The following is a 22,789-nucleotide window of genomic DNA, read 5'->3' on the forward strand; positions in this document are numbered from 1 at the left end:
GCCAATGCACCATTTCAATGCATATTGCACGTTATCGGTGCGCCATATCAACGCACCAATTCGGGGCCCAGCCGCACGGGCATGGTCCGCAAGGCGTCCAGCATGGCCTCGTATGCGGCTGCTGCGGCAGCGTCGGCGCCCTTGACCCCGAGTTCGATGTGCCGCCCCCACTCCGGGTGGTCGACGCTGGGCAGGCTGAACACCTTGACCCCGGGGTGCTCGGCTTCGATGCGCTCCATCAGCGGGGCCAGCGTCGCCTCGATACCGCCGAAGACGATGACCGAACGTTCGCGCTGCCGGGACTGCCCGAAATGCGCGCGGTAGTCCGTGTCGAGCACCCACTCGATCATCGGCCAGGCCATGACGGGAAAGCCCGGCACGAAGTGCACCGTCCCACCCCCGGGGCCGTCGCAGGCAAACCCCGGAATGCGGTTGTACGGGTTGGGGATGAGGCGCGCGCCCACGGGGAACACCCCCATGTTGAGGCGGTGCACATTGTCGGGGCGATCGGGCTCGAAGGGCACGCCCTGCTCCGCCGCGACTTCGCGCATGCGCTGCTCGATCAGGGCCTTGGCCTCGGGGTGCAGCACCGCCTCCACCCCCAGCGCGGCCGCGGCGGCCTGGCGGGTGTGGTCGTCGGGGGTAGCGCCGATCCCCCCGGTGGAAAACACCACATCGCCGCTGGCGAAAGCCTGCCGCAGCACCTCGGTGATGGCCGCGCGGTCGTCACCCACATAGCGCGCCCAGTCCAGGCGCAAACCGCGGGCGCCCAGCAGTTCGATGACCTTGGGCAGGTGCTTGTCCTGGCGCTTGCCGGACAGGATTTCGTCGCCGATGACGATCAGGCCGAAGCGCGGGGCGGCGGCCGCAGCGGGGGATACGGGCGTCATGATGCAGGAGGAGAAGGAAGCGGGCGGGCCTCGACGTCGACGATGCGGTCCGCAGGGACGGGATGGGCTGCAGAAACCGTGGGGGCCGAGGACCCGGGCGGCACCGGCGGGGTGGCGGCCTCGCGTCGCAGCTCATCCAGCGCCTGCAGCAGATAGTGGGCATACCACAGCGACGCAAAGGCAAACACCAGCGCGTAAATCCAGATGGCCAGCGGCACGAGCAGCGGGGCCAGCGCAATGAACATCGCCCCGGAGGCCCACAGCACGCTGGGCGCCGCGCTGATCAGACCCGCAATCACCCCCATGACCAGCAAGGGCACGCGGTGGCGGGCCATGAGGGTGCGCCGCTCGTCCACCGAGGCATGTTCGGCCAGCGCATCGTAGGCGAACACGCGGTAGGTCAGCCAGCCCCAGATCAGCGGCGGCAGCACGAGCACCAGCGGCGGAATCAGCCAAAAGGGCAGCGAGACCACCAGCATCAGCACGGCCAGCACGGTGGACCACAGGGACCAGCCCACGCTGCCCAGCACCCCGCCGCCGCGGCGCCGCTGCAGGTCCGGGAAACGCCGCTGGGCGACCAGATCCACCATGGCGGGGGTCATGAAAAACGCCACCAGCAGCAGCGCCAACACGACGATCAGCGGCGTGGCCATGACGAGCACCAGCAGCGGTGCGACCACCGTCCGCAGCGCGCCCAGCCCCACGCTGTCCAGCCAGCCGAGCACGAATTCGATCAGCGACCACGTCTCCAGCCAGGCGAGCACGGCATCGACCGCCCGGTCCCAAAACCAGTAGCCCAGGGCAAACGCCCCCGCCACCATCAGCACCAGGGGCAGCAGCGACAGCGCGATGACCCGCGGGTGCAGGCAATACGCGACCGAGCGCCAGAACGAACCGAGCAGCACACGCATGTCGCAAGCATAACCGGCGATGCGGCCCGGGGGCTCTACCATCGTGGGCATGGAGCCGACTGCCCCGCTCAACCCGCCTCTTGCCGACTCAACCGCCGAGGTGTCGCTGGATCCGCCCATGCGCGTCGTCATCGACGGCGTGGGGCTGGAGGTCCAGGCGATTCGTCCGGCCGCCCCCCGGGCGCTCGCCCCCATCGTCTTTCTGCACGAAGGGCTGGGGTCGGTCGCGATGTGGCGGCAGCGCGGCGGCCACTGGCCCGCGGCCCTGTGCGCGCGCACCGGGCGCGCAGGCTGGATGTACTCCCGGCGCGGCTATGGGGCCTCCGACCCCATCCCCGACGTGCGCGGAAGCGGCCGACACGGGCCGGATTACATGCACCGCGAGGCGTTCGACACCCTGCCCCGCCTGCTGCAGGCGCTGGGGCTGCAGCAGCCCGTGCTGGTGGGCCATTCGGACGGCGCGACGATCGCGCTGCTGCACGCCAGCCAGCACCGGGTGGCGGCCTGTGTGGCGATGGCGCCCCATGTCTTCGTCGAAGACGTGGCCCTGCGCGCGATTGCCGCCGCACGCGACGCCTACCCCCTGGGCCTGCGCGAGCGGCTGGCGCGCTACCACGCCGACGTGGACAACGCCTTTTGGCAGTGGAACGATGTTTGGCTCTCGCCGGCGTTTCGCGCATTCGACATCCGGGCGGCGTGCGGCCGGATCGCCGCACCGCTGCTGCTGGTGCAGGGCACCGACGACGAGTACGGCACCTTGGACCAACTGGACGCGATCGCGGCCGTCGCGCCCCAGGCCCAGCGGCTGGTGCTGCCGGCATGCGGCCACAGCCCGCACCGCGACCGACCCGACGCTTTGCTGCAGGGCGTCAGCGCGTTTCTGGACGCGGTGCCTTGACGCCCGCGGCCTTGCCGCCTGCCGCCTGGAGGGCGGCCACCTCGTCCGCACTCAACCAGCGCCATTGGCCGGGCGCCAAATCGGCGGGCAAGGCCACGGGGCCGATGGCGGTGCGGTGCAGCGCGTCCACCCGGTTACCCACCGCCGCCACCATGCGCTTGACCTGGTGGTAGCGCCCCTCGGTCAGGGTCAGGCGCAGCCGGCTGGCGTCGATGCGCTCCACCGCCGCGGGCGTCACCGGTCGCGGATCGTCGTGCAGCACGACGCCAGCGCGCAGACGCTGGATCTGTCCCTCGTCCACCGGGTGGCGGCAGGTCACCTCGTACACCTTGGGGACGTGGTGGCGCGGCGAGGTCAGGCGGTGGATGAAGGCCCCGTCGTCCGACAGCAGCAGCAGGCCGGTCGTGTCCTGATCGAGTCGGCCAATCGCCTGCACGCCGTCGGCCGCTCCACCGGGGCGCTGGCGCAGCGGCGCGGGCAGCAAGGTGTGCACGCCCGGCCAGGCCGAGGGCCGGCGCGAACACTCGTAGCCGGCGGGCTTGTGCAGCATCAGGTAGGCCCGCGGCTGATATGTCCAGCAGACCCCTTCCACCCAAAACGGCAGGCCGGGGGCGAGCTCGTCCGGGGGCACCGGCTCGTCCGGATCGACGACGGGGTGCCGGCCGCCCCCCGCCGCCACCGCCCCGCTCAGGATCAGCGCCCGGCAGGCGCGGCGGGTGCCAAACCCTTGCGAATACAACACATCTTCCCATCGCATGGGGGGCGAGGATAGCGGGGATCGCGGCGGATGCGTCACAATCTGAATCGTTTCGTACTCCACTGCCCATGAAAGCGCGCATCCAGTCCCTGCTGCCCAGCCGCGAGCGCCTGCACGACATGCGCTGGCTGCGCTGGCTTGCCCCCTACCTGCATCACCCCCGGCTGTGGCACATCAACCGCAAGGGGCTGGCGCTGGGGTTGGCGCTGGGGGTGTTTTTCGGGTTGTTGATCCCCGTGGCGCAGATCCCGGCCTCGGCCACGCTGGCGGTGTTGCTGCGCGCGAATGTGCCGGCCGCCGTGGCGAGCACGCTGGTGACCAATCCGGTCACTTTTGGGCCGGTGTACTTTGGGGCGTACAAGCTGGGCGAATGGGTGCTGCAGGCAGAACCCAGCGCGGCGTCCCCCCGCAGTGGTGCCGACGCCAACGCAGCGGCGCGCGGGGGCGCGGCGACCGACGGCGCTGGCGGGTCGTGGCTGGCCGACTTCTGGCACTGGATCACCGACGTGGGCACACCGCTGGTGGTGGGCTTGGCCATCGTCGCCAGCCTCACCGGCGTGTTGGTGTATCTGGCCGTCCACTGGGCGTGGATTTTGAAGGTGCGGCTGGCGCAGCGCCGCCGGCGCCATCAGCGCTTGGGCCACGCCCGTGCGCAGCGGGTACGGCGGTCCTGAGCAGAGGCCGGATCAGGTCAGCGCGGCCTGCTTCCAGGCGTGGCCGGCGCCGGCCTCGTCACCGCGCTGCTCGGCCAGTTCGGCCAGCGCGCACCAGCAGCGCCGGCGCAGATCGCGGTCGTCCAGGCCACGCACCGCCTGCTGCAGCAGCGTCTGCGCCTTGCCCCACAAGCCACGGGTGCGGTACGCCTGTCCGGCCAAATATTGCAGACCGGCATCCGACGGGTTGCGCTGCTGGGCTTCCTCCAGCCGGGGCAGCCAGGCGGCATCCAGCCGCGTCAACCAGGGCTCGACCAGAGCGACGGCCCGCAGCCGATCCGCGTCCGTGAGGGTGTCGTACCCCGCCCAGGCCGTGCGGATGGCTTCGTCCACCGCGCGGGGCACCGGCCCCGTGGCATCGAACAAGCCCTCGGCCGCCAGCCGCTCGACATGCGACAGCAAGGCCAACGCCCGGGTGGGATCACGGCGCTCGTCGCCCTGCAGGCTGCGCCAGACAGCGGACAGGCTCTCCTCGTCGCGCGCATCGCGCAGGGCCTCGATCCACAGCCCACGCAGTACGGTGCGCACCGCCTCCGGCGAAAAGGCGCGGTGTTTGGCGAGCAGACGCGCCATGTCCAGCGCGGCACGGCTGTCGTGCCGCAATTGGGCCAGCCGCAGCCGCAGGCGCACCGCCTGGATGCGGCGGGCCGCCCCTTGGGGCAGTTCAGCCAGCCAGCGCGCCGCCTCGGCAGGATCCCGGGCCTCGATGGCCCACTCGGCGGCCCGCAGCAGCGCGCCCTCGCGGGCCTCGGGCGCGCCGCGGGCGCGCGTCGCATCGGTGGCCGCCGCCAGCCAGGCGTCGCGCTGTTCGCGCTGGCCCAGCTGCTGGGCGCTCTCGGCCGCGGTCAGGTGCGCCAGCACCCACAGCGCATCGGCATACGGGACGGTGTCCCGGTCGGCCGCCTGCAGGCGCGCGATGGCCTCGCGCGCCGCCCCCTGCGCGCGGACGAAGCGCCCACCCAACTGGTGCCCCCAAGCCTGCAGCAGCAGGCCCACGGTGGCCCGCTCTTGCTGCAGGGCCCGCCAACGGCTGGCCCGGCGCGGCAGCTCGCGCAACAAGGCGATGCCCCGCAAGGCGGCATAGCCCAACACGAAGGCGGCGAGCGCGACGATCAGCACCAGGTTGAGCGACACGTCCACCCGCCAGGGCGGCCAGAACAACGACACCGTGGCGGGGTTGTCGCCCATCAGCAGCGCGGCGACGACCGCGAGCGCCGCCACGAACAGCAGACCGAAGACGCCCTTCACCGCCCGCCTCCGCAGTCCGATGCCCCCTGGCGGGTGCGCACGGCCATGTCAGCGCCCTCCCGCCGCGGCGGACAGCGCCGCCAGCGTTTCGTCGGGCCGGGGCAGGGTCTCCTGCCGCAGCTCGCGCTGCAGCGCGGCCAGGGTGTCGAGCGCCTGGCGCATGCGCGGCGCGTCGGTCTCGAAGTAGCGCCGCAGGTGGCGCTCGACGGTGCGCACATCGGCGCGCGCGCTGTCGAACTGCCGCGCGAGCAGGCCCAGCCGGGCGTTGAGCAGCATCAGGCGCACGTTCTCGCGCAGAAAGTAGGCCTGCTCCGGCGCGAGCAGCACGGCCTCGGGCTGGTCGATGCGGCGCAGCCGGACCAGGTCACGGGTGGCGACCTGGAGCCGCGCCCAGCCGGCTTCAATCCAGCGTTGGACGCTGACGCGGGCGCGCACCCACGCGGAGTCGGTCGCCGCGCCGCCCTCCCCGGCTGTCGGCGCTGGCGATGGCTCCCCCGCCGATTCGGGCGTCCCCGCGGGGCGGATCGGCTCGTCCAGCGGCGGGCCGGACCGCAGGGGCCACTCGTCCACGGCGCGGGCCAGCTCGTCCAACCGGGTGACCAAGGCGGGCACGTCCACCAACGACGCGGCCCGGATGCGCTCCAGATCGCGGGCGATGGCCCGCTGCACGGGGTTCAGGCGTGGCTGCGCGGCGCGCTCGATGCGCTGCTGGGCACCCTGCAGCGCCGTCACCACGGGCTGGACGCTGCCGGTGAGCTGGCTTTGCTGAATGGCCAGACGCAACGCCGCTTCCAGATCCTGCACCAGGGCATCGTCGCGGGAGCGCGACACGGACAGCATCAGCTCCTCGAGCTGGGTCCGCTGCAGTGACACCTCCGACAGCTTCACCTCCGCCACCCCGAGCCGGGCCTGCAGATCGGCCACGGCCGCCTGGGCCTGGTCGGCCAGCACCCGCGCCGCGGCCAGTTCGGCCTGGGCGTCGGTGGTGCGGCGCGCCAGCTCCTCCTGCGTGCGCGCCAGGCGTTGCCACAGCACCGCAGTCCCCGCCAGGGCCACCGCGGCGAGCCCCACGGCCACCGCGGCGAGCAGGCGCGAAGACCCACCCCCCGTGCCCGTCCGAGGGGCAGGCGGCGGGGTGGTGGCGGGGTCGGTGGAAATGGGGTCGCTCACGGCGACGATTCTAGGGCCTGCACGACGTCGGGCAGTGTGGGGCGGCAGGAGCGGACCTCACCGAAGCCCAGTGCCCGGGCCGCCTCGGCAATGCGCGGGTGGGTGGCGATGGCGCGGGCCCGCGACCATGGGGCCTGCGGCAGCAGGTCGCGCAAATGCCCGACCGCCTCGCTGCTGCTGAACAGCCACACCGCCCCATCCGCCACCGCCCGGCCGGCTTCGGCGCGTCGGGTCGCGTCCCAGGTGGGGGGTTGTCGCCGGTAGGCCACGACGGTGCGCACCGTGGCACCCGCGCCACGGCAACGCTCCAGCAGCCAGTTCCGCCCCGCATGCCCGTTGGCCGAAACCCCGCGCACGATCAACAGGCGGTGGCCCGGGTGCACCTGCGGCGCGATCACCGGCCACAGCGCCTCGGAATCCATTTGCGCCGCATCGGCCGGGGGGTGATCGATGGCCGCCGGGGCCACACCCCAGTCCCGCAGGGCGCGCACCGTGCCGGTGCCCGGCGCCCAGCAACGCAGCCCGAGCGCGGGGACCGGGACGGCGGCCTGACGCAGCGCCCCCACCGCGGCGGGGCTGACGAACATCGCGGCGTCCAGATCGGCCCAGTCCGCCACCGCGGCACGCAAAGCGGGCGGATCGGCGGCGGGGACGATGTCGATCAGTGGCAACGCCAGCACGGGCCAGCCCGCCGCACGCAAGCCCTGCACCCACGCACCGGCTTGATCGGCCGGCCGTGTGACGACGACCAACGGCCGCGACGCCTGCTCGGCGAACACGGCGTCACCCTGCGGCAACGATGCGCGCGCCCTGCGCGATCAGGCCGTGCGCCACGCGCTGCCCGGCCGCCTCCGCCGAGGCCAGGTCCGCCACCTCGGCCTCGACCACCGCGCGCAGCAGCGGCAAGACGGCATCGGACTCGGCCCAGGCGGCCTCGATGCGCAAGCGGGCCGGGCTGCCCGGCCCGGACGGAGCCGGCCCCACCCAGGTGGCGTGCGCCGCCAGCGGGACGGAACAACTCCCGCCCAAGGCGCGGGAGACGGCCCGCTCCGCGGCCACGGCGGCCCAGGTGGGCCAATGCCCCAGGGGCGCGAGGGCCGCCGCGACGTCGGCGCGTTCGGCCCGGATTTCGATGCCGAGCGCCCCCTGCCCGGCCGCGGGCAGCATCTCGGTCGGCTCGAACACGCGGCGGATGCGCGCCTGCAGCCCCAAGCGGCGCAAACCGGCCGCCGCCAGGACGATGGCGTGGTACTGCCCCTCGTCCAGCTTGCGCAGCCGCGTATCCAGATTGCCGCGCAGGGGCTCGATACGGACGTCGTCGCGACCCAGGCGGGCCAGCGCCTCGCGCAGCAGCACGACGCGGCGCAGGCTGGAGGTACCGATCACCGCCCCGGCCGGTAGGTCCTGCGGGCCGTCGCCGTGCGGGGAGACCCAGGCATCGCGGGGATCTTCCCGTTCCATCACACACGCCAGCCGAAAGCCCTCGGGCAGCTCCATCGGTACGTCCTTGAGCGAGTGGACCGCCAGATCCGCCCGCCCTTCGTCCATGGCCACTTCCAGCTCTTTGACGAACAGGCCCTTGCCGCCCACCTTGGACAGCGCCCGGTCCAGGATTTGGTCGCCCCGCGTGGTCATGCCCAGCAGGCGCACCCGGTGGCCCAGCGCCTGCAGGCAAGCGCGGACGTGTTCGGCCTGCCACAGCGCCAGGCGGCTTTCGCGGGTGGCGATGGTCAGGTCGAGGGCAAGCGAAGGGGCACCGGACGGCGCAGCGGCCGCCCCACAGGGCAGGGTTTGGGACATGCCGGGGATGCTAGCACGCCGCCCGTTCGGCCAGCAGCGCCTCGCGCACGGTGGCAAGCTGGCGGCGCGAGACCTGCAGACGCTCGCTGACACCATCCAGCCGCACCACCCAGCCGTCGAACGGCTCGCCCGGGTTGTCGCCGGTGCGCTCGTGCACCCGCTCCAGGGCGCGCACGCGCTCGCGCGCGACCAAGGCGTTGCGGTGGATGCGCAGCCAGCGCTCGGGCTGGGCCCGCTCGAACTCGTGCAGCGAGCCGTCGTAGATGTAGCTGCGGTCCCGCGTGCGCACGGTGACGTACTTGAGCTCCGCTTTCAGATAGACGACCTCGTCGATGGGCACGCGCTCGGTGCGCCCGCGGTCGTGGATGACGAGGCAAGTGCCGATGCCACCCGCGGGGCCCGATCCCGCACCGTCCGCCGCCGCATCCCGCCCGGCGGCACGCCAGCGCAGCGCCTTGTCCAGCGCCTGGCGCAAGCGCTCCAGCCGCACGGGCTTGGTCAGGTAATCGACGGCGTCCAGCTCGAACGCCCGAAGCGCATGCTCGGCGTGGGCGGTGACGAAGACCACTGCAGGCGCCCGCGCTCGGCCGCGCAGCAGCTCCGCCAGGCCCAGCCCATCCATGCCGGGCATCTGCACATCCAGCAGCAGCACATCCCACGGCTCGCTGATCAAACGCGCATAGGCCGCGCGGGCATCCGCCGCCTCCCCGACCTCGATCGCCCCGTCCAACCGCCCGAGCAGATCGCGCAGGCGTTCGCGCGCCAAGGCCTCGTCGTCCACCACCAGCACCCGAGTGACCATCGTGCGTACTCCCGCCGGGCCGGGCCGGCGCCCCCGGTAGAATCGTCGTTGCTCTATTTATACCCTTGCGCCCGGCTGTCGTCCATCGGCGCCCCACCCCACCCGTCCCGCCATGTCGCCCAATCAGCTCGATGCCAAGTCCCAGGCCTGGTCGGCCCTGTTTTCCGAACCGATGAGCGAGCTGGTCAAGCGCTACACCGCCAGCGTCTTCTTCGACCGGCGGCTGTGGCAGGCCGACATCCAGGGCAGCCTGGCGCACGCCGAGATGCTCGCGGCGCAGGGCATCATCAGCGCGCAGGACTGGGCCGACATCCAGCGCGGCATGGCGCAGATCCGCGCCGAGATCGAGTCCGGCCAGTTCGAGTGGAAACTGGACCTGGAGGACGTGCACCTCAACATCGAGGCGCGGCTGACGCAGCTCGTGGGCGACGCCGGCAAGCGGCTGCACACCGGCCGCAGCCGCAACGACCAGGTCGCCACCGACGTGCGCCTGTGGCTGCGCGACGAGATCGACGCCATCGCCACGCTGCTGCGCGAGCTGCAGGCGGCGCTGGTGGAGGTGGCCGCGCGGCACGTGGACGTGATCCTGCCGGGCTTCACGCACCTGCAGGTGGCGCAGCCGGTCAGCTTCGCGCACCACCTGCTGGCGTATGTGGAAATGTTCGCGCGCGACGAGGAGCGGCTGGCCGACGTGCGCCGCCGCACCAACCGCCTGCCGCTGGGCAGCGCCGCGCTGGCCGGCACCACCTACCCGCTGGACCGCGCGCGCGTGGCGCGCACGCTCGGCATGGTCGATGAACACGGCGAGCCGCAGCTGTGCCTCAACAGCCTGGACGCGGTCAGCGACCGCGACTTCGCCATCGAATTCAGCGCCGCCGCCGCGCTGATCATGGTGCACGTCAGCCGCCTGAGCGAGGAGCTGATCCTGTGGATGAGCCAGAACTTCGGCTTCATCCGCATCGCCGACCGCTTCACCACCGGCAGCTCCATCATGCCGCAAAAGAAGAACCCCGACGTGCCGGAACTGGCGCGCGGCAAGACCGGCCGGGTCGTCGGCCACCTGATGGGGCTGCTGACGCTGATGAAGGGCCAGCCGCTGGCCTACAACAAGGACAACCAGGAAGACAAGGAGCCGCTGTTCGACACGGTGGACACGCTCAAGGACACGCTGCGCATCTTCACCGACATGATCGGCGGCGAGCGCGACCCGGCCACCGGGCAGCGCTCAGGCGGTCTGACGGTGAACCGCGAGGCGATGGAGGCCGCGGCGCGGCGCGGCTACGCCACCGCCACCGACTTGGCCGACTACCTGGTCAAGAAGGGCGTGCCGTTCCGCGACGCGCACGAGACGGTGGCGCACGCCGTCAAGGCTGCCACCAGCCATGCCTGCGACCTGTCGGAGCTGCCGCTGGCGGTGCTGCAGGGCTTCCACCCCCTGATCGAGAAGGACGTGTACGACGTGCTGAGCCTGCGCGGCTCGCTGCAGGCCCGCAACACCCTGGGCGGCACCGCGCCGGCCCAGGTGCAGGCGCAGATCGAGCGCCACCGCGCCCGTCTGGCCCCTCTGGCCTGACCCCCCCACCGGCACGCCGGCCCGCCCATCGGGCCGGTGCCCGCCGCTCAATCGGCCGATAGCGTGGGCGGCGGCGCGACGACCACCCGGTTGCGCCCGTGGCGTTTGGCCTCGTACAGCGCGCGGTCGGCGCGCGCGAGCAAGGCCTCCCAATCGGCGTCGTGCGGGTGCAGCAGCGCCACGCCGACGCTGACCGTCACCCGGATGGTGCGCCCGTGCTGCTGCAGCTGGCGCTGCTCCGCCAGTTGGCGCACGCGCTCCGCCGCCGCCTCGGCGGACGCCGGATCGCAGCGCGGCAGCAGCGCCACGAACTCCTCGCCCCCCAGCCGCGCCATCACATCCACCTCGCGCAGGCCGGCCGCCAGATCGCGGCCGAAGCCCGCCAGCACGGCATCGCCGACCGCATGGCCGAAGGTGTCGTTGATGGCCTTGAAGTGGTCCAGGTCGAACATCAGCAGCGCCAGCGGCTCGCCATAGCGGTGGGCGCGCAACACCTCGGCCTGGGCAGCCTCGGTGAACGCGCGGCGCGTGCCCAGACCCGTCAGCAGATCGACCCGGGCCTGTCGCTCGGCCTCCTCTTTCTGGCGGCGCAGCTCTTCGGTGGCCACCCGCACGCGTTGCTCCAGACGGGCCTGGTCGGACGCCACGGCGTCGGCCATCGCGTCCACGCCCTGCGCCAGCGCATCCAGAATGCCGCGCCGCGCCGGGTCGGTGCGCGCATCCAGCTCGCCCCGGCCGATGTGCCCGACGACTTCGCTGATGTGCGCAAGCGGCCGGGTCACGCTGGCGGCAATGCGCTGCGCGAGCACACCCGCCAGCACCAACGCCAGCAGCGCCAGCGCGAGCGCCCAGCCCCAGAAGGCCTGGCGGTCGCGCTGCAGACCACTGATGTCCAGGCGTAACACGACATGCCCCAAGGGCGGGCCCGACGCGGCAGGCGACGCCTGCGCCCCTGCCCCGGGGTAGAACCAGTCGTCCCCAGCCACGACCCGCTGCCGCACGGGCGTGATGACGAGGATGTCGGCCTGCCCGACCGTCACGATGTCGACATCCCCCAACATGGCGGGCGTGATGCGGACCTGCCCCGCCAACGCCCGCAGACGCTGGTCCCGCCCGTACAGGGCGATGCCGAGCAGTTGAGCGTCGCGCGCCCGCGCCCCTTCGACGAGTTGCATGAGCGCCGCGCCGTCGTCGGCGAACAGGGCAAACTCCGACGCCGCCGCGAGTTGCTGCGCGCTGGCCACGGCGCGCTGCTGCCAGGCGGCGGTGACGTCCTGGCGGTGGCGCTCCACCAATCCGACGGTCAGCACCAGCAGCACCAGCAAGGCCGGCAGCGCGGCGGCCCACCACAGCCGCCAGCCGATGCGTCGCCGCTGCTGCTGCCAGTTCATCCCCGCCCCTCCTGCCGATCGGCTTGGCGCAACGCCGCCTCCAGCGCGGCGGCCGCCGGCAACACCAGCTCCAGTGACCGAGCCACGGGTTCGTTGACCGCGACGGCAAAGTCGCGCGCCAGCGCCAGCGCGGGCAGCGCTCGCCCTTGCAGGGCGGCGCGCGCCGCCTCGGCGATCTGCCGGCCCGCCTGCGCCGGCGTGACCGCCAGCGCCAGCACGGCACCGGCCCGCACATGGGCGGGCGCATAGCTGACCACGGGCACGCGCCGGCGGTACGACGCGATCAGGATGTTCTGCAGCGCCTCCGGCGTAAAAATGGCCGGGTCGGGAACGGCGAGCAGCACATCGGCGGTCTCCAGCACCCGCCGCAGCGCCGGGGCCAGGCCGTCGCTGCGCACCGGCTCGATCTGCAGGTCCCGCCCTGTACGGGCGGCCCAGCGTTGCAACGCTTCCACACTGCCCGCCACGGGCGTGCCGACCAGCAGGCCCAGGCGGCGCCGCTGGGGCATGGCCTGCCGCACCAGCTCGCCATACCGCTCCACGGGTTGATCGAGCGCGATGACGGCCACCTGGCGGCTGCCGGAGGGGATCTCTGCCTCGATGGCGTGGCGCGGCACCAGGCCCGCGACCAGCGGCACCGCGGCCAGGGCGGGCTCGCGCGCACGTCGGGCCATCATGCCGCGCAGGGCGGCCGTGCCGAGGGTGACGATCACCCGGGGCGCATCGCGATCCGACCCCGTCCCCGCGGCGGCGCCGGCCTCCCACCCGGTCTGCTCCACCGCCGCCACGGCAGCCAGCCCTTCGCGCACCGCGGCGGCGGCTTCCTCGTTGGCGGATCCGGCATCGGAGGGCACCAGCCACACGCGCGGCGACGACGCCGCGGCGTGCCCCGCCACCCCCAGCAGGGCCGCGCCCAACAGCAGCCGGCGCCGGCGCCAGCCCTCCCCCGTCGACGCCACCGGCCCGCTCACGCCCCCCTCACTGCGACAGGCGCCAGGTCACGAACACCCGGCGATCCAGCACCCGCTCCGGGATGAAGGCCGACTGCGCCCCGCCCAGGGACTGGACGGTGAAGGCCAGCTCCGATTCGACATCGCCCAGGCGCCAGGTGCGCGCCAGCCGCACATCGACGCGCCCACGCCCGGGCAGCGAATTCACGCCAGGGCGCCGCCAGCTCATGCGGCTTTGCGCCGTGAAGACGACCGAGGCATCCCACCCCTTCGGCAGCCGCTGCCACCACCCGGACGTCAGCATGCGCTTGGGCGGCTGGCGCAGATAGTCGGCATCGATCCACTCGGTGTCCGTCCAGACTTGGCCCAACCACACCTGCGTCTCGCGCGAGGGGTTCCAGCGCAACTGGTACTCCAGCGCGCGCAGCACGAAGCCGCCCCGGTTGACGAAATCCCGCCGTTGGCCGCCGCGCGACACGGTTTCGATGTAGTCGCGCAGCCGCTCGCGCGCCAGCCGGACATCCAGGGTGAGCTGTCGCTCGGGCCAGTGCCCCAGGTAGCCGACCTCTTGCACATCCAGCCGCTCGGGGCCGACCGTTCCGCTGGAGACGAAGGTGGCGATCTCGTACGGCGGCGTCGGGAAGCAATAGCGCACATTGGCCGACAGGTCGAACAGCGACGGATCGCGCTCCGCCCGCGTGACCCCCAGGCGCAGGGTGTGGTGCTCGGCCACCTGATGGTTGACCATCAACCGCGGCCAGGCGCTCGTGCCCAGGCGGCTGTGGTGGCTGGCATACAGCCCCGCGTTGAGCAGCCAGTCCGGTGCCAGCGCCCACTCGGCGGTGCCGAACAAGCGCCAGCGTTGCACGGACACAGCGGCATCGGTGTCGAACAGCGGGCGTGACCGCGCGCGATCGTCGGACCAGCCGATCCCGCCCACGGTACGCCACGTGTCGCTCCACTGGCGCTGGTGTTGCACCTCCAGCGCGATGCGGTCTTCGAGACCGCCAAAATCCACCGTCACCGGCCGGATGGGCGCATAGTCGAAGCGGTCCTCGATGTCGATGCGATCCCACGACAGGGACCACTGCAGCGAATCGTGGGCCGACAGCTCCTGCCGCGCCACGCCGTGTGCGTACGTGTTGCGGTAGCGCAGCGTGCGCGGTGCGTCGCCCGGGTTGCCCACGTAGCCGACGCCCAGCGCCAGATCCGACACCCCCGCCCGCCACGACCATTCCAACCCGGGGCCGGCGTTGCCGTCGGCCCGCCAGTGCAACTGGGCGATGCGGCGGTCGTCGTTGATGCCCCCGGTGGGCCGATAGCCCTCGTCACCGCGCCGGTGCGCGGTCAAGCGGTGAAAGGTGCCCGCATCCTCCCACGCCAGCCCCGCCGTCACGTCGCGGATGCCGTCGTTGCCCAGCGTGACGGCCACGCGGCGCCGCTCCACGTCGGCAGCGTGGCGTGTGACGATGTTGATGACGCCAAAGAGCGCGTTCGCGCCGTAGGCGGCGGAGTTGGTGCCGCGCAGAATCTCGATGCGCTCGATGTCGTCGAGCGTCACCGTCATCAGCCCGCGCATGGTCCCGCCCAGATAACCGCTGCTGTAGATGGACCGGCCATCCACCAGCACGAGGTTGCGCTGACCGTATTCGTCCAGCGGCATGTGGTAGGCCGCGGTGACGTTGGCGCCGTTGAAGCCGCCCACCATGTAGCCCGGCACCAGGCGCAGCAGATCGGTCACGTCGCGGGCGGGCGTGCGCCGGATGGTGTCGCGGTCGATCACCGTCACCGCCCCGGGCACGTCGTCCAGCGGCTGCGCCAGCCGCGTGACCGTCAGGACCTGCGGCAGCGGGGCGTAGTAATCGGACTCGGTGAGCGGGGTTTCGGCCTGGGCGGCCGCCGTCAGCGCCAGCAAGCCGCCGACCAGCGCGCTGCGACGGCCAAGACGGGCGCGGCACGCCCCGCCGGGACCGGCATCCCCACATTCCCAACGCCGCTGCGATCCGTCGTCATGCGCCACGTGCGCCCCTTTGCGCGGACGGCCGTCGCCCGCTGGGCAACGATATTACCTTGTCCGGTTGACCGTGGTCAGACCGGCGCGGCCTCGGCGCAACAGCCCAGAGACGGCGCGGGGGCCGCGGCCGGCTGCGGCTGCACCAGCCGGCGGTAGTAGGTCGGCAGCGCGAACAGCGCCGGGTGCACCTCGGCGTTGTAGTACTGCAGGTCCGGCAGCGCCGCCACCCGGGCCTGAAGCGTGGCCGCATCCAGCGCGCGCGGCTGCAGCCGGTCGGAGGCGATGGCAAAGCCCCAGTAGGCGCCGTAGAGCGGGATGTAGAGCCCGAACGGGTGCACCTGCTCGAACACCGCGCGCAGCTCGGCGTTGATGCGGCGCACCTGCTGCGGCTCGAACACCGGCGTGCCGGTGTGCAGCACCACCGCCCCGCCCGGGTTCAGGATGCGCTTCAGCGAGCGGAAGAACGGCTCCTGGTACAGCGAGCCGGCCGGCGTCTCCGGGTCGGTCAGGTCCAGCAGGATCAGGTCGAAACGCTCCGCGGTCTCGGCCACGTAGGCCAGGCCATCGCCGATGCGCACCTCCAGCCGCGGGTCGTCAAAGACGCCGCGGTGCACCGCGCGCAGATGCTCCTTGGCGATCGCCACCACGTCGCCGTCGAGCTCGGCCATCACCACGCGCTCGACGCTGCGGTGCTTGAGCACCTCTTCCGCCGCGCCGCCGTCGCCGCCGCCGATGATCAGCACGCGCCGCGGCGCGCCGTGCGCCACCGCGGCCGGATGCACCAGGCACTCGTGGTAGTAGAACTCCTCGCCTTCGGAGGTCATGAAGTGCCCGTCGGTGCGCATCGCCAGGCCGAAGCGCGGCGTGCGCATCAGCTCGATCGTCTGGTACGGGCTGCGGCGGCTCAGCACGCGCTCGCTGCTGGTGTAGCCGTAGACCGCGTCGCCGGCGTCGTTGAGCGCTTCCAGGATCGTCTCCGCCGGCGGGCGCTGCTCACTGCCGCGCTGCAGGCGGTGGATCTCGCTGCGGCCGGGCTCGAAGGCGGCCACGATCTCGCGCAGCAGCGCCTCGGCCTTGGCCGAGTTGTCGGTGGTGAAGTTGCAGACGTAGACGTCCAGCGTCACCGCGCGGCGCTCGGGCCACGTGTGCACCGCCAGGTGCGACTCCGCCAGCAGCAGCATGCCGGTCACGCCCCCGGGCTGGCCGTTGTACGGCGGAAACGGGTACCACTTCTCGTCGACCAGGGTCAGCCCCACCCCGATCGTGTGGCGCCGGCACAGCTCGGCCAGCATGGCCGCATCGGTCAACAGACCGTCGGCCCCTCGGCAGTCGTACAGATCAGCCGTCAGATGAAGCCCTTGCATGGCTCGATCCCCCATCCAATCGTGTTGCACCACCAGACCGACTCTGGTCTGGACGAAACCCTCCATTCTACCGCCCCGGACCACCAAAACCCGGCACACCTGCCCCGCATGCCGTGGCAACGACCACGGCGCACCGCAAAAACGCCGACCGGCCCGCAAGGGGCCGGTCGATCAGGCAGGGAACGCTTGCGCGATCAACGGAAGCGGGACTGCGGCTTGGTCGCCAGCTCGCCCTGCACGGTCGCCAGGTAGTTGGCGATCTGCTTCAGCTCGGCGTTGCTGAACTGCTGCGTGATGCCAGCCATGATCGGGTTGGCACGGCCGATGTGCGGGTTGCCCTGCACGTTGTACGACTTGAGGGCGACGTACAGATAGTCCGCATACTGCCCGGCGACCTTGGGGTAGCTCGGATCGATGGGCTTGCTGAAGTTGGCCCCATGGCACGACACGCAAGCGCCTTTTTCGAGCAGCGCGGCGACGGCCGCCGGCGCCGCCTTGGGCTGCTCCGGCGCGGTCACGCCGGGGTTGTGCCCGGAGTAAAACGCCGCCAGATCGGCGATGTCCTGGTCCGACAGCGAGCCGGCGATGCCGCGCATCGTCGGATGCTTGCGATCGCCCTTGCGGTACGCCTGCAGCGCGCCCGCGATGTACGGCGCCGACTGGCCGGAGATCTTGGGGACCTTGTGAATCTCCGGAAAGCTGTTCTGATAACCCGGGATGCCGTGGCAGCCGATGCACATGGCCGCCTTGGATTCACCGGCTTTGACGTCCCCCGCGGGGGTCTGGGCTTGTGCGCCCAGGGCAGCAACGACGGTCGCGCTTGCGACAACGGATTTCAGCAGAGTGGTCATCGTTTGGTTCATGTTGCAAGCACAATCGGAGGGACGTTTGACAAAAATCAACGCGCGATTATATAGACTCGTTCCACCCCCTTACCTCCCTGAAAACCATGCGTTTTACCGGCTCTTCCTCCTACGTTGCGACCCCCGATCTGCTGCTGGCCGTCAACGCCGCCATCCGGCTGCAGCGACCGCTGCTGCTCAAGGGCGAGCCCGGCACCGGCAAAACCATGCTGGCCGAAGAGGTGGCGCGGGCGCTGGACATGCCGCTGCTGCAGTGGCACATCAAGTCCACGACCAAAGCGCAGCAGGGCCTGTACGAATACGACGCGGTCAGCCGCCTGCGCGACAGCCAGCTCGGCGACGACCGGGTCAAGGACATCCGCAACTACATCGTCAAGGGCGTGCTGTGGGAGGCCTTTGCCGCCGAGCGCCCGGTGGCGCTGCTGATCGACGAAATCGACAAGGCCGACATCGAGTTCCCCAACGACCTGCTGCGCGAGCTCGACCGCATGGAGTTCCATTGCTACGAGACGCGCGAGACCATCCGCGCACGGCATCGGCCGCTGGTGTTCATCACCTCCAACAACGAGAAGGAGCTGCCCGACGCCTTCCTGCGCCGCTGCTTCTTCCACTACATCAAATTCCCCGAGCCGGCCACGATGAAGCAAATCGTGGAGGTGCACTTCCCCGGCCTGAAGGACGAGCTGGTCGGCGCCGCGATGCGAACCTTCTTTGACATCCGGCAACTCCCGGGGCTGAAGAAGAAGCCCTCCACGTCGGAGCTGCTGGACTGGCTCAAGCTGCTGGCCGCCGAAGACATCGCCCCGAGCGCGCTGCAGTCGGGCGACGGCAAGCTGGCGGTGCCCCCGCTGGTTGGCGCCTTGCTCAAGAACGAGCAGGACCTGGTGCTGTTCGAAAAGCTGGTGTTCATGAACCAGCGCAACCGCTGACACCCGCCCGCATCGGTGTGCCCATGACCCCACCCCAGACCCCTTGGTGTCAACCCGTCACCCTGGTCGGCCAGCACGCCCGGCTGGAGCCCCTGGCGCCGACGCACCACGACGACCTGGTGGATGCGGTGCAGGACGGCGAGCTGTGGCGGCTGTGGTACACCGCCATCCCCCAGCCGCAGGACATGCGCGCCGAGATCGAACGCCGCCTGTCGCTGCAGGCGGCCGGCAGCATGCTGCCCTTTGCGGTCATCGCGCACAGCGGGCCGCTGGCGGGGCGCGCGGTCGGCATGACCACCTACATGCACATCGACGCCGCCAACCGGCGCTTGGAGATCGGCAGCACCTGGTACCGGCGGGCCGTGCAGCGCACGGCCCTCAACACCGAGTGCAAATGGATGCTGCTGCGCCACGCCTTCGAGGTGCTGGGCTGCATCGCGGTGGAATTCCGCACGCACTTCTTCAACCGAGCCAGCCGGGCGGGCATCGAGCGGCTGGGCGCCAAACTGGACGGCGTGCTGCGCAGCCACCAGATCTGCACCCACCCGGACGCGCCGGGCAGCTTGCGCGACACCTGCGTCTACAGCATCATCGCCAGCGAGTGGCCGAGCGTGAAGGCGCACCTGCAGCACCAGTTGGCGCGCCCGCGCTGACCCGCGACACCCCATCCCCATGCTGACCGACTTTTTCTACACCCTGCGTGCGGCCCGACTGCCCGTCTCGGTCAAGGAGTACCTCACGCTGCTGGAAGCCCTGCAGGCCGGCGTGGTCGGCCCGCTCAACCCCGAGGCCTGCTCGATCGACGACTTCTACTACCTGGCCCGCACCACCCTGGTCAAGGACGAAAAGCACTACGACAAGTTCGACCGCGCCTTCGCCGCGTACTTCCACGGGGTGGAGCAGATCGCCGACTTCACCAAGGACATCCCCGCCGACTGGCTGCGCCAGACCCTGGAGCAGCTGCTGTCCGAGGAACAAAAGGCCAACGCCCCACGGCTGGAATGGGACCAGTTGATGGAGGAGTTGCGCAAGCGCCTGGAAGAGCAGAAAGAACGCCACGCCGGCGGCAGCAAGTGGATCGGCACCGGCGGCACCAGCCCCTTTGGCCACGGCGGCCACAACCCGCAGGGCATCCGCATCGGCGGCAAGGGGGGCGGGCGCAGCGCCGTCAAGGTGTGGGAGCAGCGCAGCTACCGCGATTACGACGACACGCAAGAGCTGGGCACGCGCAACATCAAGATGGCGCTGCGGCGGTTGCGACGCTTTGCGCGCGAGGGCTCGGACCTGGAGCTGGACCTGCCCGACACCATCCGCGCCACCGCGGCCAATGCGGGCTATCTGGACATCAAGATGGTGCCCGAGCGGCACAACCATGTGAAGGTGCTGCTGCTGATGGACGTGGGCGGCACCATGGACGAGCACATCCAGCGGGTGGAGGAGCTGTTCTCGGCCGTGCGGGCCGAGTTCAAGCACTTGGAGTTTTATTACTTCCACAACTGCGTGTACGACTATGTGTGGAAGAACAACCGCCGCCGCTTCGCCGAGAAGCACCCCACCTGGGACGTGATCCGGCGCTACAACAAGGACTACAAGCTCATCTTCGTGGGCGACGCCACCATGAGCCCCTACGAAATCCTGCAGCCCGGCGGCAGCGTCGAATACAACAACGAGGAAGCCGGCGCCGAGTGGCTGCAGCGCCTGACGCACGCCTTCCCGCGCTTTGCATGGATCAATCCCGAGCCGCAGGGCGTCTGGCAGTACCGCCAAAGCATCTCGATCATCCAGCAGCTGATGGGCGGGCGCATGTTCCCGCTCACGCTCAAGGGGCTGGAGGACGCGATGCGCCTGCTGTCCAAATGACCGCGCTGAAAAACGGTGCCGAAAAAGACGGCGCGGCAAACGCCCGGTCAAGCGCCGGCCAGCCAGGGATTGACCACGGCCAAACCGTCAATCCCCTCGAAATCCGCCACATTGCGCGTGGCCAGCGTCAGGCCATGCAACCGCGCGATGGCGGCGATCTGGGCATCTTCGGTACTGATGGGGCGCCCGGCGCGGGTGCGCTGCGCCACGATGGCGGCATAGTGCAGCGCCGCCTGCTCGTCGAAGGGCAGGCAGCGCCCGGCGAAGTCTTGCGCGAACATCGCCTCGGCCGCGTGCGCCAGCGCGGCTTGGCGCTTGCTCGCCGGCATCAGGGCCAGCCCCAACGCGATTTCGGCACGGCTGATGGAGCACACCCACACCTGCTCGGTCGGCTGGCCGTCCAGCCACGCCAGCACCACCTCGGCGGGCTGCGGCCGCATGGCTTCCGACAACACGTTCGTGTCGAGCAAGATCACGGCGCATCATCCCAAACGGGGGGCGTGCGGGGCTTCTGACGCACAGGCAGTTCGAAGTCTGCATCCGCCACGTCGGCAAACCGCTGCCGCAGGCGCTGCCCCAGCGGCTGGGTGGGGGATACGCGCAGCAAGGCTTCGCGCAGAATGCGGCGCGCTTCTTCTTCCATCGACACGCCATGCTGCGCCGCGCGCAGGCGCAGCGACCGCTTGAGGGCCTCGTCGACATTGCGTATCGTCAGGGCAGCCATGGGGGCAATTCCAGTTGCTAGCAATGATTGCATTGTAGTCAATGCATCTTTGACATCGAAGCCCCCAAACGCCCTATTGCCGAGAACGTGAAGGTCTTGGTGTAGACTGGCATGTTCTCTGGGGCCGCAACGCCACACCAGGAACCCGCCGTAGTTCAAAGGATAGAACGGCCGCCTCCTAAGCGGCAAATCCAGGTTCGATTCCTGGCGGGGGGGCCAATGGTTTCCTGCGTCCTATGGGCTCGGCCCATTAGCACGCAGCCGCGTCCCCGCGGCGCAGGGCGCGGCTGAGCAGCACGACCGGGATCAAGCCCACCGCCACCAGCGCGAGCGCGGGCAAGGCGGCTTCGCCCAGGCGCTCGTCGCGCGCAAGCTGGTGCGCCACCACCGCCAGGGTGTCGCTGTTGAAGGGGCGCAGGACCAGCGTCGCGGGCAGTTCCTTCATCACATCGACGAACACCAGAAGCAGCGCGGCCAGCGTGGAGCGCCGCAACAGCGGCCAGTGCACGCGCCACCACAGGGCAGCGCCCGCCACCCCGAGGGTGGCGGCCGCATCGTCCCAACTGGCGGGAATGCGGCTGTAGCCGCTCTGTACCGACTGCAGCGCCACCGCCGTGAAGCGCACCAGATACGCCCAGACGATGCCCAGCACCGTGGCCGTCACCCAGTAGGACACCGAGCTGTCCGGCCAACGGGCCTGTGCCCAGCCCACGGGCAGCAGCAGGCCGACCACGACCACGGCCCCCGGCACCGCATACCCGAGGCCCACCACGCGCACCACCCACCGGTTGAGCACGCTGGGCGCTCGCCGCCCCGCGTGGGCCAGCGCGAGGGCCGCCCCCGTGGCGAGCAGGGCACTGCCCCCCGCCAGCAGCAGGCTGTTGCGCGCCCACCCGACAAAGGCGTGCCAGGGCAACTCATCCCAACCCTGCACCAAGGGGCGCAGCATGAAGGCCACCGGCAGCACGAAACCAAACACGACAGGCAGGCCGCACACGGCCCAGGCCAGCACCACCTGCCGGCCCGCCAGCCGCGCCGGCTGTGCGTCGGCCCCCTGGCGCTGGGCGCGCGCGGCGGAAAACCGCAACCGCCGCTGCGCCCGCCGCTCTGCCCAGAGCAGCAGGGCCACGGTGGCCAACAACATCAGGGCAAGCTGCGCCGCGGCGGTGCGGTCATCCATCACCAGCCACGCCTTGTAGATGCCGGCGGTGAAGGTCTGCACGCCGAAGTAGCTGACCACCCCGTAGTCGGCAAGCGTCTCCATCAGTGCCAGGGCGATGCCGGCCGCGATGGCCGGGCGCGCCAGAGGCAGCGCCACCTCGCGCACGCGGCGGCCGAGCGGTGCGCCCAGCAGCCGCGCCGCCTCCAGCAGCTGGGGCGCGCGCTCCGCCAGCGCCGTGCGCGCCAGCAGATAGACGTAGGGGTACAGGGTGAAGGTGAACACCCAGGCCGCGCCCCAGGGGTTGCGAATCTCCGGGAACAGCCGGCCCTGCCAGCCGAACGCCTCGCGCAAGGTGGTCTGCAGCGGCCCGGAAAACTGCAGAAAGTCCGTGTAGGCGTAGGCCACGACATAGGCCGGCATGGCCAGCGGCAGCAGCAGCAGCCACTCCGCCGTGCGCCGCCCGGGAAAGTCGAACAGCGTCACGGCCACCGCCGTCACCGACCCGACCAGCCCCACCGCCACCGCGACGCCCAGGCACAGCCAGATGCTGGTCCACACGTACCCGGGCAGCACCGTGGCCGCCATCTCGCGCAGGACACTGGCGGACGTGGCATCCCACGCCAGCGCCGCCACGACCAGGGCGATGACCGGCAAGGCCAGCGCGGCAGCAAACAGCGGCAGTCCCGCCCGTGCCAGCGTCCGGCCCACGGGCCAGCGGTGACCCGGCCGACGGGGCGGGGCCACCGCGGGATGCGGTGCCGGGGGGGCGG

Annotated in this window: 22 protein-coding genes and 1 tRNA gene; 7 read left to right on the plus strand and 16 right to left on the minus strand. The window is 71.2% G+C overall.

Features of this window, described 5'->3' with window-relative positions; all coding sequences use genetic code 11:
• Positions 1–47: 47 nt before the first annotated feature.
• A complete protein-coding gene (locus Tfont_RS08970) occupies positions 48–890 on the minus strand; it encodes a competence/damage-inducible protein A (protein ID WP_143969180.1) in 843 nt (280 codons plus the stop codon).
• Positions 887–1,843, minus strand: a complete 957-nt coding sequence (locus tag Tfont_RS08980; RefSeq protein ID WP_260682330.1) for an EI24 domain-containing protein — start codon at positions 1,841–1,843, stop codon at positions 887–889. The genes Tfont_RS08970 and Tfont_RS08980 overlap by 4 nt, the downstream gene beginning before the upstream one ends.
• Before the next feature lie 7 nt (positions 1,844–1,850).
• Between Tfont_RS08980 and Tfont_RS08985 the strand changes: the two genes are divergently transcribed.
• On the plus strand, positions 1,851–2,699 hold the full coding sequence (locus tag Tfont_RS08985) for an alpha/beta fold hydrolase (protein WP_260682331.1): 849 nt from the start codon (positions 1,851–1,853) through the stop codon (positions 2,697–2,699).
• Here the strand turns inward: Tfont_RS08985 and Tfont_RS08990 are convergent.
• Entirely contained in the window at positions 2,671–3,456 is a 786-nt protein-coding gene (locus Tfont_RS08990; RefSeq protein ID WP_068608832.1) for a 16S rRNA pseudouridine(516) synthase, read from the minus strand. The genes Tfont_RS08985 and Tfont_RS08990 overlap by 29 nt on opposite strands.
• A 68-nt stretch (positions 3,457–3,524) precedes the next feature.
• Between Tfont_RS08990 and Tfont_RS08995 the strand changes: the two genes are divergently transcribed.
• Positions 3,525–4,130 carry a DUF2062 domain-containing protein gene (locus tag Tfont_RS08995; protein ID WP_143969181.1) on the plus strand — a complete coding sequence of 202 codons (606 nt, stop codon included), beginning with the start codon at positions 3,525–3,527 and terminating at the stop codon, positions 4,128–4,130.
• Between the two features lie 12 nt (positions 4,131–4,142).
• Here Tfont_RS08995 and Tfont_RS09000 read toward each other — a convergent pair whose 3' ends face one another.
• From Tfont_RS09000 to Tfont_RS09020, 5 genes are read right to left on the minus strand one after another with little or no spacing between them, the layout of a single operon-like run.
• Positions 4,143–5,417 carry a heme biosynthesis protein HemY gene (locus Tfont_RS09000; protein ID WP_143969182.1) on the minus strand — a complete coding sequence of 425 codons (1,275 nt, stop codon included), beginning with the start codon at positions 5,415–5,417 and terminating at the stop codon, positions 4,143–4,145.
• Positions 5,418–5,465: 48 nt separating this feature from the next.
• The gene (locus Tfont_RS09005; RefSeq protein WP_143969183.1) at positions 5,466–6,587 is read right to left on the minus strand and encodes a uroporphyrinogen-III C-methyltransferase; all 1,122 of its coding nucleotides are present in this window, start codon (positions 6,585–6,587) and stop codon (positions 5,466–5,468) included.
• Entirely contained in the window at positions 6,584–7,366 is a 783-nt protein-coding gene (locus tag Tfont_RS09010) for a uroporphyrinogen-III synthase (RefSeq protein WP_068608828.1), read from the minus strand. The genes Tfont_RS09005 and Tfont_RS09010 overlap by 4 nt, the downstream gene beginning before the upstream one ends.
• A 4-nt stretch (positions 7,367–7,370) precedes the next feature.
• The gene (gene hemC, locus Tfont_RS09015; protein ID WP_143969184.1) at positions 7,371–8,387 is read right to left on the minus strand and encodes a hydroxymethylbilane synthase; all 1,017 of its coding nucleotides are present in this window, start codon (positions 8,385–8,387) and stop codon (positions 7,371–7,373) included.
• Between the two features lie 10 nt (positions 8,388–8,397).
• Positions 8,398–9,189: a LytR/AlgR family response regulator transcription factor gene (locus Tfont_RS09020; protein ID WP_068608825.1), complete on the minus strand. Its 792-nt coding sequence runs from the start codon at positions 9,187–9,189 to the stop codon at positions 8,398–8,400.
• Between the two features lie 112 nt (positions 9,190–9,301).
• Here Tfont_RS09020 and argH point away from each other — a divergent pair, with 112 nt between their 5' ends.
• Complete coding sequence (gene argH, locus Tfont_RS09025) at positions 9,302–10,762, plus strand: argininosuccinate lyase (RefSeq protein WP_143969185.1); 1,461 nt, start codon at positions 9,302–9,304, stop codon at positions 10,760–10,762.
• 47 nt (positions 10,763–10,809) lie between these two features.
• Here argH and Tfont_RS09030 read toward each other — a convergent pair whose 3' ends face one another.
• From Tfont_RS09030 to Tfont_RS09050, 5 genes are all read right to left on the minus strand, one after another.
• Entirely contained in the window at positions 10,810–12,153 is a 1,344-nt protein-coding gene (locus Tfont_RS09030) for a GGDEF domain-containing protein (RefSeq protein WP_143969186.1), read from the minus strand.
• Positions 12,150–13,124 (minus strand): ABC transporter substrate-binding protein, encoded by a 975-nt coding sequence (locus Tfont_RS09035; protein WP_143969187.1) that lies wholly within the window; start codon positions 13,122–13,124, stop codon positions 12,150–12,152. Before Tfont_RS09035 ends, Tfont_RS09030 begins: the two co-directional genes overlap by 4 nt.
• A 7-nt stretch (positions 13,125–13,131) precedes the next feature.
• A complete protein-coding gene (locus Tfont_RS09040; protein WP_143969188.1) occupies positions 13,132–15,123 on the minus strand; it encodes a TonB-dependent receptor plug domain-containing protein in 1,992 nt (663 codons plus the stop codon).
• A gap of 68 nt (positions 15,124–15,191) precedes the next feature.
• Positions 15,192–16,481, minus strand: coding sequence for a polyamine aminopropyltransferase (gene speE, locus Tfont_RS09045; protein WP_143969189.1), 1,290 nt, complete (start codon positions 16,479–16,481; stop codon positions 15,192–15,194).
• A 194-nt stretch (positions 16,482–16,675) separates the two neighbouring features.
• The gene (locus Tfont_RS09050; RefSeq protein ID WP_143969190.1) at positions 16,676–17,344 is read right to left on the minus strand and encodes a c-type cytochrome; all 669 of its coding nucleotides are present in this window, start codon (positions 17,342–17,344) and stop codon (positions 16,676–16,678) included.
• An 86-nt stretch (positions 17,345–17,430) separates the two neighbouring features.
• On the opposite strand from Tfont_RS09050, the gene Tfont_RS09055 reads away from it, so the two are divergent.
• From Tfont_RS09055 to Tfont_RS09065, 3 genes are read left to right on the plus strand one after another with little or no spacing between them, the layout of a single operon-like run.
• A complete protein-coding gene (locus tag Tfont_RS09055; protein ID WP_068608812.1) occupies positions 17,431–18,273 on the plus strand; it encodes an AAA family ATPase in 843 nt (280 codons plus the stop codon).
• Positions 18,274–18,296: 23 nt separating this feature from the next.
• Positions 18,297–18,926: a GNAT family N-acetyltransferase gene (locus tag Tfont_RS09060; RefSeq protein ID WP_143969191.1), complete on the plus strand. Its 630-nt coding sequence runs from the start codon at positions 18,297–18,299 to the stop codon at positions 18,924–18,926.
• A gap of 19 nt (positions 18,927–18,945) precedes the next feature.
• Positions 18,946–20,133, plus strand: coding sequence for a vWA domain-containing protein (locus tag Tfont_RS09065; protein WP_143969192.1), 1,188 nt, complete (start codon positions 18,946–18,948; stop codon positions 20,131–20,133).
• Between the two features lie 47 nt (positions 20,134–20,180).
• On the opposite strand, the gene Tfont_RS09070 is transcribed toward Tfont_RS09065, so the two are convergent.
• The gene (locus tag Tfont_RS09070; protein ID WP_143969193.1) at positions 20,181–20,609 is read right to left on the minus strand and encodes a type II toxin-antitoxin system VapC family toxin; all 429 of its coding nucleotides are present in this window, start codon (positions 20,607–20,609) and stop codon (positions 20,181–20,183) included.
• Positions 20,606–20,857 (minus strand): FitA-like ribbon-helix-helix domain-containing protein, encoded by a 252-nt coding sequence (locus Tfont_RS09075; protein ID WP_185974508.1) that lies wholly within the window; start codon positions 20,855–20,857, stop codon positions 20,606–20,608. Before Tfont_RS09075 ends, Tfont_RS09070 begins: the two co-directional genes overlap by 4 nt.
• Positions 20,858–21,001: 144 nt before the next feature.
• Here Tfont_RS09075 and Tfont_RS09080 point away from each other — a divergent pair.
• Positions 21,002–21,076, plus strand: a tRNA-Arg gene (locus Tfont_RS09080).
• A gap of 31 nt (positions 21,077–21,107) precedes the next feature.
• Here Tfont_RS09080 and Tfont_RS09085 read toward each other — a convergent pair.
• On the minus strand, positions 21,108–22,727 hold the full coding sequence (locus Tfont_RS09085; RefSeq protein ID WP_260682333.1) for an ABC transporter permease: 1,620 nt from the start codon (positions 22,725–22,727) through the stop codon (positions 21,108–21,110).
• Positions 22,728–22,789 lie beyond the last annotated feature (62 nt).

Source organism: Tepidimonas fonticaldi (assembly GCF_007556755.1).
Lineage (GTDB): Bacteria > Pseudomonadota > Gammaproteobacteria > Burkholderiales > Burkholderiaceae_C > Tepidimonas > Tepidimonas fonticaldi.